The following is a 16,189-nucleotide window of genomic DNA, read 5'->3' as shown; positions in this document are numbered from 1 at the left end:
TCCAACCATAAAGAAGGCGATGTTCTTCGCCTAGTGCCATTTGTCCCTTCGCGCCGACGACGGTGGACCGGCGACCTCAGCCCCGTCCTACTCAATCCGTTCTGCGATCCTCACTTCCGCCCTGAACTGAATTGGCCAAGCAAGGCTGGAAACATTCGGCTTCGCCTCGGAACGACCTCCCGCGGCCGACAGAGGACTTTCGGCCCCTCGGCCCGACGTCGAGTCGGTGCGAGGGTCGAGGGTGATGACCCGAATCGGTGTCGCGGCACCAGCATGGACTCTGTGCGGCGACGGAAAGGATGCCCGATGACCGTTCTGCGAATCGTCTCCGGCAGCGCCAACCCGAATTTGGCCAGTGCCGTCGCCAACTATTTAGGGGTCGAGTCCGAAGGCTGCCCCCTGCAGCGATTCCCGGACGGGGAGCTTCGTCCCGTTGTCGAAAACATCTGTGGTTCCGATGTTTACGTCATCCAACCGACATCACCACCGGTCAACGACCACCTCGTCGAACTACTCCTGCTGCTCGACGCGTGCCGCCGGGCCCGCGCAGCCCGCGTGACCGCGGTGGTGCCGTACTTCGGCTACGCCCGCCAGGATCGACGTACCACAGCAGGTCAGGCCCTCGGATCGGCAGTTGTCGCGGATGCGATCGCCGCCGCGGGCGCCGACCGGCTCGTCGTTGTAGACCCGCACACGCCCGCTCTGGAAGCCGTGTGCCGCATCCCGGTGGAAACGCTGTCCGCCGTCCCCGCAATGTCCGGTGAGCTCGCCACCGAGCTGCCGGAGGGAGCGATAATCGTCGCCCCCGACCTCGGTGCGGTCAAGTTGGCCGAACGGTATGCGGCGGTGCTGCACGGCCCGGTGGCGGTGGTTCGCAAACAACGCGAAAGCGGCTCAGCCGTCGCAGCATTGGACATCGCTGGCGAGGTCCGCGGCCGCCCGATCGCGATCATCGATGACATGATCACCACCGCAGCCACCATTGAAGCCGCGGTTGGACTGCTACGTATGCGCGGCGCCGCACAGGACATTGTCGTGGCCGCGACGCATGGGCTTTTGGTCCACGCTGCGGTCCGCCGCCTGCACGAGCTTGAGTTGCGCCGTGTGCTCGTCACCGACAGCGTCGCGGTCAAGACCGCAGGCACCTTGGTCCGGGTGTGCTCGATTGCGCCGATGGTAACCGAGGCGATCGCCTGCCTGCACGCCGACAAGCCACTGAAGGAACCTGCCGTCCGCGCGCGATGAGCGGACCGCCAAGGGTGCGGTGGGCCTGAGGGGGCTCAGCCGAGCTGCTCCATCTCGTCAGCCGCGTCGGCGGCGGGTGTGCTCAAGTTACGTTGCTGCTCAAACCTGCTCGAGTGTTCCCGGCTGCTCGAAGAGATGGGTAGCGTCGGGAACAACGGTGAGCTCGCAGAGACCGTGCATCATGGCCTGGGCCTGCCGATTCAGTTCCAGCACCATGTGATCGCGCCCACCCACGATCAGCAATGTCGGTGCTACGACTTTGGTCAGGGCCAGGCCTGCCAGATCTGGCCGTCCGCCGCGGGAGACTACCGCTGCCACCCGCACGCGGGGATCGGCGGCCGCGACCACCGCAGACCACCGGCAGGGACTCCGACCACCGCAGCTTCGCGACGACCTTCGCGAAGTTGTCGATGTGATTGTCCTGCAAGCTAAAAGGACCTAGCCGCGCGTTTCGCGGAATCTGGCAGCTGCTCGCCGACGCCGATGCCCACCGCCCCTGCGGATCGAGCGCGCCAACTGATCTGACCTGCGAGTTGAGACGTGGTCGGGGTGGACGCGACCCGGCAGCGATGAGGCCGAGGGTATGCAGCGGTGTCACGCTGCTCACAGGATCGTTAGCCACCGGGTGCGGGCCATAGGTCCCGAACCCGTCCTCGCCCAACCACTTTGGTGACCGTCGCCTCTGTGCGTCAAGGCCGAAGGGCCCTAGGAGCCGCGCGCCCAGCACGGCGATGATCATCGAATCGACTCAACGTTGGTCAAGGAGCTGCAATGGAACCGTTTACGCTGCGCCTGCCGTGGGGGCCGATGTTGCGGTTGTTTAGCCGTAATCCACTGGTGCGCAAGGTCGATCGGGTCGAGGCGGTGCTTATGCTGGGAGCTGTCGTGGTGGCGCTTCTGGCCGCACCCTTCGGCGCCGCTGCTGTTGGTACCGCAGTGCACGATGTCCGCGGCCACCTCTACGCTGAACAGGCGCAGACTCGTCACGCTGTCCTCGCGACGCTGACCGACCTGCACGCCGCCGGCGCGGAATCAGCGCCGCCACATGGAGTGATCAACACGCCTGCCCGGCCGGTGCTCGGCAGAACCGCACATGGGGGCGCGGTCGACACCGCGCCGACGGTTCAAATTGGCGACCGCGTCGGCATCTGGGTCGATGACGATGTTCAGCAGGTCGATGAGCCCGCGGCGCTCTCGCGTGCCGCGAATGAGGCCGTCGCGGCCGCACTTGTGACGTGGGTGATCGTCGTCGTTGCGGCAGCCGGGCTATTGGCCAGCGGTCGGGTGATACTGAACTGTGTCCGTAACACCGGATGGCAGCATGACATCGACAACCTGCTCTGCCGTGGCGGTCAGACGAACATCCAACCTTGGCGACCAAGGGTCGCTTACATGGTCCATCGGCGCGCCAGGGGACTTCGTGGGCGGGGAGCCCGGTGAGCACTGCGTTGGCGTCTTGCTGGCCTAAATCGATGCACGCCCGGAGGTATTCGCGATCGAAATTACCGCCCAGTGTGCTGGCCATGGTTTCACTATCACGTTCGACGATCTCAGTGGCCAACAGCACCGGTTGCGGCCAACCCAGGCCAGAGGACCTCGAATCGGGCCTCTTTAGATGTGCGCGAGGACCGTCACGCCAGCGCTGCCGATGCGGGCGCGTGCCGGGTTAGGGTTGGCCATGACTGCCCGCGAGGAGCCGGTGACCATCCTCGGTGAAGATGAGAGCTGGGAACTGCTGGCCAGCGTGGCGCTGGGCCGTTTGGTGACATGCGCGGGCTCGCGCCCCGAAATCTTTCCGGTCAACTTCGTCGTCGAGCGCCCTACCGTGCTGTTTCGGACCGCCGAAGGCACCAAGCTGTTGAGTGTGGTCATCGACAAACACGTGGCGTTCGAAGCCGACAGTCATTCACTCGACGAAGGCTGGAGCGTCGTTATCCACGGCACCGCCGAAGTGTTGTCGACCAGCGCGGAGATCACTGAGGCGGATCGTGCGGGACTGCGGCCCTGGGTTGCAACGCTGAAACTTCGCTACGTTCGCGTACACGCCGCAAGCATTACCGGCCAACGATTCCGTTTCGGCCCCGAACCCGATCGCGACGACACCTTCGCCTGACCGCCCACACCGTGGCCGCGAGATGCAACGCCGGTCCGATCAAACACGGGCGTCGCTCGACGACCGAGGAAATCGCCCAACGCACGCCGGCTGCGTTGTCGAACGGCTTGGCCGCCAGGCATTCGGCGGATAATCAATCAGCGGCGGTAGGCGGTCCGGGATTTACGCGCTGACGGCCTCGATGGGTTCGCGTCATGACTGTGAGTGCCGCGGCGCCGTGCTTGGGTCAGCAGCACCGCGGTGTCGGTATCCAACGCGAATTGCTTGTCCGGCCGGACGCAACCTGCGCTTTGTAGCCGGCCAGCGTGCCGTTGCGCCCGACCTTCGAGGGTTCGCGGTGAGGCCGCGCCTGGTTCGGGGAAGAATCGAGCCGGTGGAGGCCAGAGCGCAGTGAGGCCGATTGTGCGGCAGCGTGATCGGGCGACGCTGTATGCGGTGAATTTCTTCATGGCTGACATGTCGGCCGGGATGGGCCCGTTTTTGGGTGTGTTGTTGGCCAGTCGTGGCTGGAGGACTGGCGCCATCGGCACCGTCATCACGCTCGGTGCGATCGTCGGCATGGTCGCGGTTCCACTGGCGGGAGCGGTGGTCGATGCCACCACGCGCAAGCGCTCCTGCGTGATCGCCGTCGGACTGTGCAGCGTGGCGGCTTCTGCGCTGATATTGGCGTCGCGGCAGTTTTGGGTCATCGCCGCCGCACAGGCGGCCATGTGCATTGCGGGGGCAACGATTGCCCCGGCCGTAATCGGCATCAGCCTGGGTGTGGTGGGCCAGGCGGGGTTTACCCGCCAAAACGGCCGCAACCAGGCCTACAACCACGCCGGCAATATGGTCGGCGCCGCGTTATCTGGCCTGCTGGGCTGGCAGTTCGGATACCCCGCGGTGTTCTGGCTGGCCGCGGCGTTTGCGGTGATCACCATCGTCGTCGTGGTGGCAATCCCCGCTGGCCACATCGACCATCAGGTCGCGCGCGGGGCCGCCCACGGCCCGGGTCAAGCCCCGGTCAAGGCGATGCGGGTGTTGCTGCAGTCCCGGCCTCTGCTGGCAGTCGCGGCCGCGATGGTGCTGTTTTGGTTGGGCAACGCGGCCATGCTGCCGCTCTACGGGCTGGCCGTGGTCGCCACCCATGCAAACCCGTTCACCACCGTTGCGGCCACCGTGGTGATCGCGCAGGCCGTGATGATCCCCGCGGCGCTGGTGGCCACGCGCATCGCCCAAATCCGCGGCTACTGGCTAGCGATCCTGATCGCATTGATCGCCCTGCCTATCCGGGGATTCCTAGCCGCGGGGGTGATCACCACCTGGGGGGTGATCCCGGTGGAGGTGCTCGACGGCATCGGGGGAGGCATCCTGTCCGTTGCGGTGCCCGGGCTGGTGGCCCGATTACTTGACGGCACCGGCCACATCAACGTCGGTCAGGGCCTGATCATGAGTGCCCAGGGCCTGGGGGGAGCGCTCAGCCCGGTGCTGGGTGGGGTCATTGCCCAAGCGTTCGGATTCCCCGCGGCGTTCATGCTGCTCGGCGCATTGTCTGTTGGCTCCCTGGTCATCTGGGTCCGGTTCGCGCCGATACTGCGCCGCGGCGCCGCCGACGGCGCCCAAGCGGTGTACGAGACGGGCTGAGAGCATGTTTGGCGCGCGGAAATTTAGATCGAGACGGTTTGGCCTTAGTCGATGAGACACGGGATTTCAGGACGGACCCCGGTCTTCCCGGCACTGCCGCCATTGCACCCAGCCAACCGGGTGCGAGGGGCCAAACGTCTTCAGAGGCTGCGCCCAAGGACACTGCCCGCTGAGGCTTCGGCCCATGCATGCCAGTCCACGAAGTGGGGTGGTGGTGCAGTTGCCTAAGCGGCGCTCGTGACCCGAAAGACCTTGTCCCGCTACATCCGGTGGGTTACTCGAGCAAGGTAGACGATCAGTGCCTGTGAGCGGCACCCACTGGTGCTGATGCGAGCTGGTACACATCGATCAGTCGGCTTAGGTCGCTGGTGGTGACAATGCCGACCACACGGCCCGCGTCGGTGACAAGAGCGCGGTTGCCGGCGGCTGATCCCAGACGGGACAGTAGCGCGGTGAGCGGTTCGTGCGGTGCCGCCGTGGGCACCCGGGGTAGGGGTATCGCGGCCTCGCGCACCAAGGTGGCAGCCCGCTGGCTGGGTGCGATGGCGCGCAGTTGCGCCAGGGTGATCAGCCCGATGATCGATTGGTCCCGGTCGGCGACTGGATACGCGGAGTGGCGGTCACCCAGCAGGTAGCGCTGGATGAAATCCTCAATGGTGATGTCGGCAGGAGCGGTGTGGGGATTGGCGGTCATGACGTCGGCGACGCGCACACCGGCGATGGCTTGTCGGGTGATCACCTGTGCCTCCTCCTCGCGGGAAGCGGCGTAGATGAACCATCCGATAAATGCCAACCACACGCCACCGACGAACGCCTTCGCCAAAAACTCCAGCAGCCCGAGCGCGATCAGAATGAACCCCAGGATCCGCCCGGCGCGCGCGGCGCCGACGCCGGCGCGCACGGGATCGCCGTGGCGGCGCCACAGGTAAGCCTTCAGGACCCGCCCGCCGTCGAGTGGGGCGCCGGGTAAAAGGTTGAACAGGCCCAGCAGCAGGTTGATGCCCGCAAGCCACCATGCGACGCCGACGACGATGTGTGCGACCCCGAGCACCGCGAGTCCATAAGCCCCGCCGGCGAAGACCGCCGCGAGCGCCAGGCTCATCAACGGGCCCGACACCGCGATCCGCAACGCCTCTTTCGGTGTCTTCGCTTCACCGCCGAGGCGTGTGACGCCGCCGAACAGCCACAGCGTCACGTCGTACACCGTGACGCCGGCGCGGCGCGCGAGGATCGCGTGGGTGAGTTCGTGGGCCAGCAGCGACCCGAGCAAGATCAGCGCACCGCACGCTCCAGCCAACCAGTAGGCCCCCTTCGAGTAGCCGGGCACGGCGGTGGGCAACGTGGAGGCCAGGCTCCAGGTGAACAACCAGAGGATGACCAGTACGCTCCAGTTGACGCTGACCGGGAATCCGGCGATCCGTCCTATCGGGATGCCGCCCATTTCGAATAGCCTCCAAATATGATGGTAGACAACGTTGTTAGTGTTAGCGCGCGACGATCACCGGGATGCGGGCGGCGTGTGCGACGGCGCTGCTGACCGATCCGAGCAGCATTCCGGCGAATCCGCCTCGGCCGTGGCTGCCGACCACGACGAGTTGGGCGGACTCGGACTCCTCGAGCAGATGGCGGGCCGGGCGGTCCAACACCAGCCGGCGGTGAACGGTGACGTCGGGATAGCGTTCCTGCCAGCCGGCCAGGCGTTCGGCGAGGATCTCGGCGGCCCGAGACTGAAGGGCCGACCAGTGCTTGATCAGCTCACCCGAGGTGCCTAAGTCGGTCCAGGCGTGCACGGCCAGCAGGTCCACGCCGCGGAAGGAGGCCTCGTCGAAGGCGATCGCGGTGGCCAGTTCCGAGGCCGGCGAACCGTCAATGCCCGCCAGCACCGGTAAGTGCGAGGGTCCCGGTAGGATTGGGGCCTCGTCGTGGATCACCGCGACCGGGCAGTGGGTATGATGGATCAATCCGGTGCTGACGGAGCCGAGCAGGGTCCGCTGCAGCGCCTCTTGCCCGCGACAGCCGACCACGATCATGTGCGCCTCTTTGGACACGTCGATGAAGGTCGGTGTGGGCGCTGCGCAAAACAGTTCGCTGTCGATCTCGGGTCGATTGCCCTGCTGCACACTGTCTTCGGCGATCTTAATCGCATCGGCGACGAGCCGGCGGGCCCTCTCTTGGTGCCGTTGGTAGATCACGGCCGGGATGGGTGCGGCCGGCCAGAGGGTGGGCGGTTCACAGACGTGCACGACGGTCAGGCCGATGTTGCGCATGGATGCCTCGCGTGCGGCCCACCGCACGGCCATGGTCGATGACGGGGATCCGTCGACGGCGACCACGACACCCGGATGTGTGCTGCGTCCAGACATGGCGCCGGCCTTCCTTGCGTGAATGTCGCCGACGTTAGAGGGTCGGCGATCGCTGGTCAGGAGGCGTTGGTCCCCACCGGGAGTGGCCTTAGGGCCCTTCGACGCGCCGCCACATCGGAACACACTCGAGGGATGAAAAAATCCGACGATAGCGGTGATCGTGGGCAGCCAATAGGCCGATGGCTGGGTTCGTTGCGCGGCACTATGAGACCGTTCGACGATCGCGTCGATGCCGGGCGCCAGCTGGCCGAGCGGCTGGAATCTTTGCGCGGCCAAGACATTGTGGTGTTGGGGCTGCCGAGGGGCGGGGTGCCGGTGGCCTTCGAGGTCGCCAAGGCCCTGCGGGCGCCGCTGGATGTTCTTGTGGTGCGCAAGCTGGGGGTGCCGTTTCAGCCCGAACTGGCCTTCGGCGCCATCGGCGAGGGCGGCCTGCGGGTGATCAACGACTCGGTGGTGCGTGAGGCGGACCTGTCCGAGGACGAGGTGACCCGGGTCGAAGCTGAGCAGCAGGTTGAGCTGCGACGCCGCTCGGAACGCTTCCGCGGTGGGCGCGAACCGTTTCCGTTGGCGGGACGCACCGCTGTGATCGTCGACGATGGCGTCGCGACCGGGGCGACGGCCAAGGTGGCCTGCCAGGTCGCCCGCGCCCGCGGCGCGAGCCGGGTGGTGTTGGCGGCGCCGATCGGCGCAGACGACACCGTCGAGAGGTTTGCCGGCTACGCCGATGAGGTCGTGTGTTTGCAAACGCCGGCGTTCTTCTATGCCGTAGGGCAGGGATATCGCAACTTCACACAGACCTCCGACGATGAGGTCGTCGCGCTGCTGGATCGCGCCTACAAGGGTTACCGGCAGTTTGTGGTCAGCGCCGTGGATCCGCCGTTGCGCGACGAGGAGGTCGGCGTGACCGCCGGCCCGGTGTCGGTCGCCGGGCACCTTACGATCCCGGAGCACCCAACCGGGATCGTCGTGTTCGCCCATGGCAGCGGCAGCAGCCGCCACAGCCCCCGAAACCGCTACGTGGCTGAGGTCTTGAACCGGGCCGGGCTGGCCACCTTGTTGTTCGACTTGCTTACTCCTCACGAGGAACGGAACCGCGACAACGTCTTCAATATCCAGCTACTGGCGCGGCGCTTAGTTGAGGTCACGCACTGGTTGGCGGGCCAGCCCGACACCGTGGCGCTGCCGGTCGGGTTCTTCGGCGCCAGCACCGGGGCGGGCGCGGCCCTGGTCGCGGCCGCTGATCCCCGGGTGAACGTGGCGGCGGTCGTGTCGCGCGGCGGGCGACCCGATCTGGCGGGCGAGGCGCTGACGAAGGTGCGCGCGCCCACGCTGCTGATTGTGGGCGGATATGACGAAGTCGTCCTCGACCTGAATCGCCGGGCGAGGTCGGTGATACCGGGCACGTGCGAAATCGTGGTGGTTCCCCGGGCCACCCACCTCTTCGAAGAACCGGGAACGCTCGAGCAGGTGGCGGTGCTGGCCCGGGACTGGTTCCTCGACCACCTGAGCCGGGTGGGTGTGACCACGAACCCGTAGTGCAGTACGAAAAGCCATGGCAGCGCAGACATCAGGGCATCGGAGTGTGCCGCACACTGCGGATCTGCGGATCGAGGCGTGGGCGCCGACTCGTGACGGCTGCATCAGGGAAGCGGTGCTCGGCACGGTAGAAAGTTTCCTGGATTCCACGTCGGCTCAGCCGCGCCGCATCCGCCTGACCCGGGTGACGGCCGACCGTGACGACGATCTCCTGGTCGCGGTGCTCGATGAGGTCATCTATTTGTTGGATACCGAGGGTACTGTGCCGGTTGATGTCGATCTGAACGGTGCAGACGGTGGCGTCGACGCCACCTTTGTGATGGTCGATGCAACGACGCTGCCTCAGGTGGGTGCCGTGCCGAAGGCGGTGTCGCTCAACGATCTTCGCTTCTCGCATGGCCGGCATGGCTGGCGGTGTGCGGTGACACTTGACGTGTGAGTGAGCGGACGCATGAAGATCGTCGAGGAGACCCCATACCGGTTCCGGATCGAGCAAGAGGGCGCCATGCGCGTGCCTGGGATCGTCTTCGCGTCCAGGTCGCTGTTGCCCGACGAATACGGGGATATGGCGCTGGCTCAGGTGGCCAATGTCGCGACGCTGCCCGGGATCGTGCGGGCGTCGTATGCGATGCCGGATGTGCACTGGGGCTACGGATTTCCGATCGGCGGCGTGGCCGCAACCGACGTCGAGGCCGGTGGGGTCGTCTCGCCTGGCGGGGTCGGCTTCGACATCTCCTGCGGGGTACGGCTTTTGGTCAGCGACCTGGACCGCCAGCGGCTGCAACCAAAGATCCGCGCGGTGATGGACCGCCTCGACGTCGCGATACCCCGCGGCGTGGGCACCAAAGGCGTATGGCGGCTGCCCAACCGCGGTGCGCTGGAAGACGTGTTGACCGGCGGCGCCCGGTTCGCGGTGCAGCAGGGACACGGCGTCGCGCGCGACCTGCAGCGCTGCGAAGACGGCGGCATGCTGCAGGGGGCCGACGCGGCGGCGGTCAGCGAGCGGGCGATCGAACGCGGGCTCGGGCAGATCGGCAGCCTGGGCTCGGGCAACCATTTCCTGGAAGTGCAGGCCGTGGAACGCGTCTACGACGCCGCCGCCGCCACACAGATGGGCCTCTCCGAAGGCACCGTCTGCGTGATGATCCACACCGGCTCGCGCGGCCTCGGGCATCAGATCTGTACCGATCACGTCCACCAGATGGGAAACGCCATGGGCCGCTACGGTATTCAAGTGCCAGATCGCCAGTTGGCGTGCGTGCCCGCCCGCTCGCCCGAGGGCCAGGCCTACCTGGCCGCGATGGCCGCGGCGGCCAACTACGGACGCGCCAACCGTCAACTGCTCACCGAAGCAACCCGCCGGGTGTTCGAGCAGGAAACCACGACATCGCTGGACCTGCTCTACGACGTGTCGCACAACCTCGCCAAGATCGAGGAGCACCCCGTCGACGGCCAGACACGTACTCTGTGCGTGCACCGCAAGGGCGCAACCCGCTCGCTACCGCCGCACCATCCCGACGTGCCGGCCGACCTGGCCGCCGTCGGCCAGCCGGTGCTCATCCCCGGCACCATGGGCACCGCCTCCTACGTGCTGGCCGGTGTGCCGGATAACCCCGCCTTCTATTCCACCGCACACGGCGCCGGCAGAGTGCAAAGCCGCCACCAAGCCGCCCGCCACACCAACGCCGAGGCATTGAGCAGAAGCCTTGAGGATGCCGGCATCCTGGTGCGCGGCAAATCCCGAAAGGGGCTCGCCGAGGAAAAACCCGAGGCCTATAAGGACATCGACGCTGTCATCCAAACCAGCCACCTCGCCGGGCTAGCCCGCAAGGTCGCCCGCCTCATCCCCCTTGGCGTAGTGAAGGGCTGAACACGAGACCGACCACCACACAACACATCTGTGCGCGTCGATCACGTGCAGCACCACATCATCATTCATTGGCCATCCTGCCCGCAGGCAGGTCGATCAAACCTGTGGCATCACCAGCTGAAGGGTGCAAGGCGATAGTCCGCTACTCGGCTAGGAGCGTGGAACGTGCTCTCCAGGCCGTGGGCATTCGTCAGGCACATGAATAATCACCGCATCGTCGTCGGCGGTTTCGGCTTGGCCGCGGCGATGCGCAACCAGGTAGAGCCATCCCGGTCCGATGGGCTGTTTGCAGCGGGCGCATTGTGGGTCGGCGACCATTGCTGCCTCCTTCCTCGGCCTCACTAATCTCGGCCCTCATTCTCCGCGTCTTCCACGCGTCGGTGAGCCGCTATTGACCAAAGATCGCCGTCGCCGCGTCCAGTGGCGGTCCGGGTCACCCAGTCCCGCGACCTATCGCGCCGAACGCGGGCCAGTATTCGGCGACCGGCACATCGTAGGCAAGCAACCCCCGGTCGACAAGCCGATGGATGACCGTGGAAGCCAAGCCCTTTGTCGCAGAACACACCATCGCACCAGTATTGACCGACCACGGCACGCTGCCACGGCGATCGGCCCACCCGGTCTACACGTCGACAACCGGCTGTGCCGTCCAGGCATACTGTTAGCGCGCCGCCGCCGAGTTAGCGGGCCGGAAACAAGCTGGCGAAACCCCGGATCGCACGCGAAGTTGGCGTCAGCCGCGCCGTGGACTCCGCGCGGCAGCCAGTTATCCTGACGGTAAACGCCTGCGCTTGTCATAGCGCTCAGAATCGCCCATCGCAAACAATGCGGACGAGTGCCAGATGGCCTGGGCGCCGTCGTCGTAGGTCTCTTCCCGAAGGAGTCAGAAGTCACTGATGCTGAGGGCCAAAGCCTCAGCGTTGATCATGTCGTTCGGGCGCGCCGCTGGTCAACGAGCGCAGACTGGAAGCGGATGCACAGTGTGTGCTGTTCCCGATGGTGTGGGAAGAGGAGGGCGGCTCGTGATCGTCGAAGCGATGGCACGCCGTGTACCGATGGCGGGCGGGCCCAACAGTGCCATGAGGGTGGTCAAATCCATTGAACTGCAACGCAATCACTTCGGTAAGCTCGATCGGCCAGCCACGACATGACGATTCCGGCCGCGCTTAACAGCGGCGAACCGTCCCGCATCGGGGCCGGCGGCGACACCGTGACGCTGGTCGAAGGCGCGACGTTTTGCCTGTCCGACCGGCATGGCGACATCGCAGCGGGCGGCTCACACGGATTGTTCTTCCGGGACGCGCGGGTGCTATCGCGATGGGAGCTACGCGTCGATGGCCAGCCCGCCGAATCGCTGTCAGTGGAGTTCTCGCAAGCCTTTGCGGTGCAATTCATCCTGCGTCGCACGCCGCGCGCGGGGTCGGCCGATAGCACGCTGCTGGTGGTGCGCGAGCGGCTGGTGGCTGATGGCCTGCGCGAGACCATCACGCTGTGCAATCTCGACCGCGAACCCACTGTTGTCTCTCTCGAACTGCACGCCGACGCCGACTTCGCCGACCTGTTCTCGGTCAAGGAGGGCCGTGCGCCGCTAGGGGGCGCGGAGATGACGGTCATCGACGGGGAGCTCATGCTGGCCGAACGCACCGAGCGGGTGCACGGCCTGTCCGTCACGGCATCAGCTGATCCCACCGTGTTGCCCGGGTCGCTGCGCTGGCGGGTCGTGGTGGCACCCGGGCAGCGCTGGCAGACCGAGATCGTCGCCCAACCCACCTGGGACAACCAGAAAATCACAACGCGACTGCGCCGCGGCGAGCACGTAGGCGCCAGCGCCCCGGCCCGCAAGATCGAGGCGTGGCGCGACACCGCAACCAACGTCGACACCGGTCATCAGGTGCTCAACGCGGTGCTGCGGCAAACCGAAGGCGACCTGGGCGCGTTACTCATTCATGACGACAGCGGTCGCGGCCGATCGTTCGTCGCCGCCGGGGCGCCGTGGTTCATGACCCTGTTCGGCCGTGACAGTCTGCTCACCGCCTGGATGGCACTGCCTTTAGATGTCGGACTGTCCATCGGCACCCTGGAGCAGCTGGCCGCTGCGCAGGGCACCCAGGTAGAGCCGATCACCGAGGAGCAGCCTGGCCGGATCATGCACGAGATCCGCCGCGGCCCGGCCAGCACCGAAGTACTGGGCGGCAGTGTCTATTACGGCTCGGTGGACGCGACACCGCTGTTTGTGATGCTGCTGGGCGAGTGCTGGCGGTGGGGCGTCGACGAGGCGACGGTGCGCTCGCTGCTGCCGGCCGCCGACGCGGCACTGGCGTGGGCCGAGAACTACGGCGACCACGACGGCGACGGCTTTGTCGAGTACCGGCGCGCGACCGATCGGGGCTTGATCAACCAGGGCTGGAAGGACAGCTTCGACGGCGTCAATGACGCCGCCGGTCGCGTGGCTGAGCCGCCGATCGCGCTCTGCGAGGTGCAGGGCTACCTGTATGCGGCGCTGCTGACGCGCGCCGAGCTTGCCGAGGCGTTCGGCGACGCGTCGACGGCCGCGCGGTTGCGTGAGCGCGCTGCGGCGCTGCGAGCCAGGTTCCTGGACGCGTTCTGGCTCCCCGAAAAGGGTTGGTACGCGGTCGCGCTGGACGCCGCCAAACACCCAGTCGACGCGTTGACGAGCAATGTCGGACACTGCCTGTGGACGGGTATCGCGGACGATGAGCACACCCGCGTGATCATCGAGCGTCTCTCAACCGAGGAGATGGACTCCGGCTTCGGATTGCGCACACTCGCGGCGACGATGGGCGCCTACAACCCGATGAGCTATCACAACGGCTCGGTGTGGCCGCATGACACCGCGATCGCGGTTGCCGGTCTCCTGCGCTATCGCCAGGTGCCGGGCGCGCTGGCACTGGCCGAGCGGCTGGCCACCGGCGTGCTGGACGCGGCCGCGACGTTCGGTGGGCGGCTGCCCGAGCTGTATTGTGGATTTCCCCGCTCGCAGTTCCACGCTCCAGTGCCGTATCCAACATCGTGCTCGCCGCAAGCGTGGGCCAGCGCGGCACCGCTACTGCTGGTCCGATCGTTCCTCGGCCTGGAGCCGCACGTGCCCCAGCGGCGACTCGCGGTGGCACCACAGTTGCCCGAGGCGTGGGGTCGCGTCAAGCTCAGCGACCTGCGGCTCGGCGGCATCACGGTGCACCTGGAAGCTGAGGGCGAGACTGTCACGACTCGCGGCCTACCCGACGACTGGCGGTTGGTGACACCGTCCCGATGATCCTGCGCCGTCGGGCTTGGGCCCCCGCGCATGCAGGGCACAGACCACGGATCGCGTGGCACGGACCTTCAGCCCAAGAGAGCCGCTGCCCACCGGTGTTCCGCTGCCCCACGTGGACAAACGACCCCCTGGGGGGTGACATCGGTCCCTATCGACGCCCCGCGGAGGGTGGTCGGATCAACAGGTACGCCGACCGCCTAAGCCTTTAGGAGCATGATGAGTGACCTTCTTGCGCAGCGTCAGCCGCGACGGCTGTTCGAACCCACCGAATCGTTCCCCGATTTCTCCACGTGGGCCGATCTTCCGTTGCTCGTCGACACCCAGCTGATGCGGCTCGAAGACGAGGTGACTGACGGCCACTATGTGGTGCGCGCCGAAATCCCCGGCATCGATCCGGCCAAAGACGTCGACATCACCGTGCGCGACGGCCGGTTGACGATCAGGGCCGAACGCAGCGAGAAGACGCAAGCCGACGGCCGCTCGGAGTTTCGCTACGGCTCGTTTGTGCGCTGCGCGACCTTGCCGGCTGGCGCCAACGAAGACGACATCAAAGCTACCTACGACAAAGGCATCCTGACCGTTTCGGTGGCCGTCCCCGAACGGGCTGCGCCGGCCGAGAAGCACATCGCCGTGCGGGCAGTAATCCAAGCCGGGTCGAAGCGCCGCCGCTGGCATTCGCGGCATTCCCGTTAAATGCGCAGAATCCTGTTGTCACCCAAGGTATTCCATTAAGGCGTTCCTCAGGTAAACAATAGCTGCGGTTTCATCAGACGAATTTCATTGGGCCGCAACATCGGTGCAGCCCCGGGCTGATTTCTGGAGAGGTTGAACTTATGTCGTCAGCGTTGAGGTCAATCGGCCTCCGGATGTCGCGCTCCAGCAGACACTAATCACCATCTCCGAGGATGTTGGCAATGAAGATCGATCACACCGGTTATGCGGCAAGCGATTCAGCAGCCAGACGCAGGCACGGGCTGTTCCCGGGATCAGCTGAACTGGATGCTGACCCGAGACAGCGCCTGCGCATCGCCCTGGTCGCGCCGCCCTACTTCGATGTTCCGCCCCGCGCGTACGGGGGTATTGAAGCGGTGGTGGCCGATCTGGCCGACGAGTTGGTGGCACGCGGGCACGACGTGACTCTGTTGGGTGCCGGTCAGCCAGGTACCGCGGCTCGCTTTGTGCCGCTCTGGGACCGCGCGGTGCCAGAGCTGCTCGGCACGCCGTTACCCGAAGTTGTCCATGCGCTCAAGGTCGGCCACGCGGTCGAGCAACTCGCCGCTACCGACGGCGTCGATGTCGTCCATGACCACACCTTGGCCGGGCCCCTGAACGCGGTCGCCTACCAAGACCGCGGGATAGCGACCGTGGTCACCGCGCATGGCCCGGTGCACACCGACATGCACGATTACTACCGCGACATCGGTGCTGACGTGGACCTGGTCGCGATCAGCGACCGCCAACGCACACTGGCCCCCGGCTTGAACTGGGTGGGCCGAGTCCACAACGCGCTGCGAGTCGAGGATTGGCCGTTTCAGGCCGAGAAAGAGGATTACGCTTTGTTCTTAGGCCGGTTCACACCCGATAAAGGGCCCGATCTGGCGCTGCGAGCCGCACACCAGGCCGGTGTTCCGCTGGTCCTCGCCGGCAAGTGCATCGAACCTGCCGAGAAGGCCTACTTCCGTGAGACGGTCCAGCCCCTGCTGGGTGACCGCGACTCCCTATACGGCCAAGCTGATGCGCTGGCCAAACGCAGTCTGCTCGCCCGGGCTCGCTGTCTGCTATTTCCCGTGCAGTGGGAAGAACCGTTCGGAATGGTGATGATCGAGGCGATGGCCTGCGGGACGCCGGTGGTGGCGCTGCGTCGGGGTGCCGTCCCGGAGGTTGTCGTCGACGGGGTGACGGGGTTCACCTGCGACGACCCAAGCGATCTTGCCGAGCTGATCGGCCGCACCGCAACGATCGACCCGGCAGCATGCCGTCGCCACGTCGAGGCCAACTTCGGCGTCGAGCAGCTCGGGTTGGGCTACGAACGCATCTACCGGCGAGCGCTTGCCGCGATGCCGCAGGCGGACGGGCTGGCCCCCACGCCGGCCCGGCCTCGGCCTGCCTGCCAAATCCTGGAGGTAAGCGCATGACCGCACCCACGCCCACACACGACACCCATG

Annotated in this window: 12 protein-coding genes and 2 pseudogenes; 10 read left to right on the top strand and 4 right to left on the bottom strand. The window is 66.3% G+C overall.

Translation table 11 applies throughout. The annotated features are described in order from the left end of the window. The first annotated feature begins 306 nt into the window (after window positions 1–306). Window positions 307–1,245, top strand: coding sequence for a ribose-phosphate diphosphokinase (locus G6N50_RS13260; RefSeq protein WP_179970126.1), 939 nt, complete (start codon window positions 307–309; stop codon window positions 1,243–1,245). A 99-nt stretch (window positions 1,246–1,344) separates the two neighbouring features. Here the strand turns inward: G6N50_RS13260 and G6N50_RS13255 are convergent. Next, a pseudogene (locus tag G6N50_RS13255) lies at window positions 1,345–1,596 on the bottom strand (phosphoribosyltransferase); the annotation flags it as partial. A 420-nt stretch (window positions 1,597–2,016) separates the two neighbouring features. Between G6N50_RS13255 and G6N50_RS13250 the strand changes: the two are divergent. The 3 genes from G6N50_RS13250 to G6N50_RS13240 all read left to right on the top strand — a co-directional run bounded on the left by G6N50_RS13250 (window position 2,017) and on the right by G6N50_RS13240 (window position 4,981). Then, complete coding sequence (locus G6N50_RS13250; RefSeq protein ID WP_179970125.1) at window positions 2,017–2,685, top strand: Rv1733c family protein; 669 nt, start codon at window positions 2,017–2,019, stop codon at window positions 2,683–2,685. Window positions 2,686–2,923: 238 nt separating this feature from the next. Next, window positions 2,924–3,358, top strand: coding sequence for a pyridoxamine 5'-phosphate oxidase family protein (locus tag G6N50_RS13245; protein ID WP_083099437.1), 435 nt, complete (start codon window positions 2,924–2,926; stop codon window positions 3,356–3,358). A 402-nt stretch (window positions 3,359–3,760) separates the two neighbouring features. Further along, entirely contained in the window at window positions 3,761–4,981 is a 1,221-nt protein-coding gene (locus tag G6N50_RS13240; protein ID WP_232068955.1) for an MFS transporter, read from the top strand. Between the two features lie 295 nt (window positions 4,982–5,276). Here the strand turns inward: G6N50_RS13240 and G6N50_RS13235 are convergent, their stop codons facing one another. Both G6N50_RS13235 and G6N50_RS13230 read right to left on the bottom strand, forming a co-directional pair. Next, entirely contained in the window at window positions 5,277–6,422 is a 1,146-nt protein-coding gene (locus G6N50_RS13235; protein ID WP_083099435.1) for a site-2 protease family protein, read from the bottom strand. A gap of 43 nt (window positions 6,423–6,465) precedes the next feature. Beyond that, complete coding sequence (locus tag G6N50_RS13230; protein WP_083099432.1) at window positions 6,466–7,344, bottom strand: universal stress protein; 879 nt, start codon at window positions 7,342–7,344, stop codon at window positions 6,466–6,468. 204 nt (window positions 7,345–7,548) lie between these two features. Between G6N50_RS13230 and G6N50_RS13225 the strand changes: the two genes are divergently transcribed. From G6N50_RS13225 to rtcB, 3 genes are read left to right on the top strand one after another with little or no spacing between them, the layout of a single operon-like run. Then, complete coding sequence (locus tag G6N50_RS13225) at window positions 7,549–8,880, top strand: phosphoribosyltransferase (protein ID WP_083099430.1); 1,332 nt, start codon at window positions 7,549–7,551, stop codon at window positions 8,878–8,880. A 16-nt stretch (window positions 8,881–8,896) separates the two neighbouring features. Beyond that, entirely contained in the window at window positions 8,897–9,319 is a 423-nt protein-coding gene (locus G6N50_RS13220) for an archease (protein ID WP_083099427.1), read from the top strand. Continuing rightward, complete coding sequence (rtcB, locus tag G6N50_RS13215) at window positions 9,320–10,750, top strand: RNA-splicing ligase RtcB (protein WP_269473849.1); 1,431 nt, start codon at window positions 9,320–9,322, stop codon at window positions 10,748–10,750. A 445-nt stretch (window positions 10,751–11,195) separates the two neighbouring features. Here rtcB and G6N50_RS13210 read toward each other — a convergent pair. After that, window positions 11,196–11,548: pseudogene (locus G6N50_RS13210) on the bottom strand (serine hydrolase domain-containing protein); the annotation flags it as partial. Window positions 11,549–11,897: 349 nt separating this feature from the next. Here G6N50_RS13210 and G6N50_RS13205 point away from each other — a divergent pair. The 3 genes from G6N50_RS13205 (at window position 11,898) to G6N50_RS13195 (ending at window position 16,159) form a co-directional block, all read left to right on the top strand. Then, entirely contained in the window at window positions 11,898–14,024 is a 2,127-nt protein-coding gene (locus G6N50_RS13205) for an amylo-alpha-1,6-glucosidase (RefSeq protein WP_083099421.1), read from the top strand. A gap of 213 nt (window positions 14,025–14,237) precedes the next feature. Beyond that, entirely contained in the window at window positions 14,238–14,717 is a 480-nt protein-coding gene (locus tag G6N50_RS13200) for an Hsp20/alpha crystallin family protein (RefSeq protein ID WP_142275779.1), read from the top strand. A 221-nt stretch (window positions 14,718–14,938) separates the two neighbouring features. After that, window positions 14,939–16,159, top strand: a complete 1,221-nt coding sequence (locus tag G6N50_RS13195) for a glycosyltransferase family 4 protein (protein ID WP_083099418.1) — start codon at window positions 14,939–14,941, stop codon at window positions 16,157–16,159. Window positions 16,160–16,189: the final 30 nt, after the last annotated feature.

Origin of the sequence: Mycobacterium mantenii (assembly GCF_010731775.1) — a bacterium.
Lineage (GTDB): Bacteria > Actinomycetota > Actinomycetes > Mycobacteriales > Mycobacteriaceae > Mycobacterium > Mycobacterium mantenii.
The sequence above is the reverse complement of the archived record's forward strand: the minus strand, read 5'-3'. Positions and strand labels throughout refer to the sequence as shown.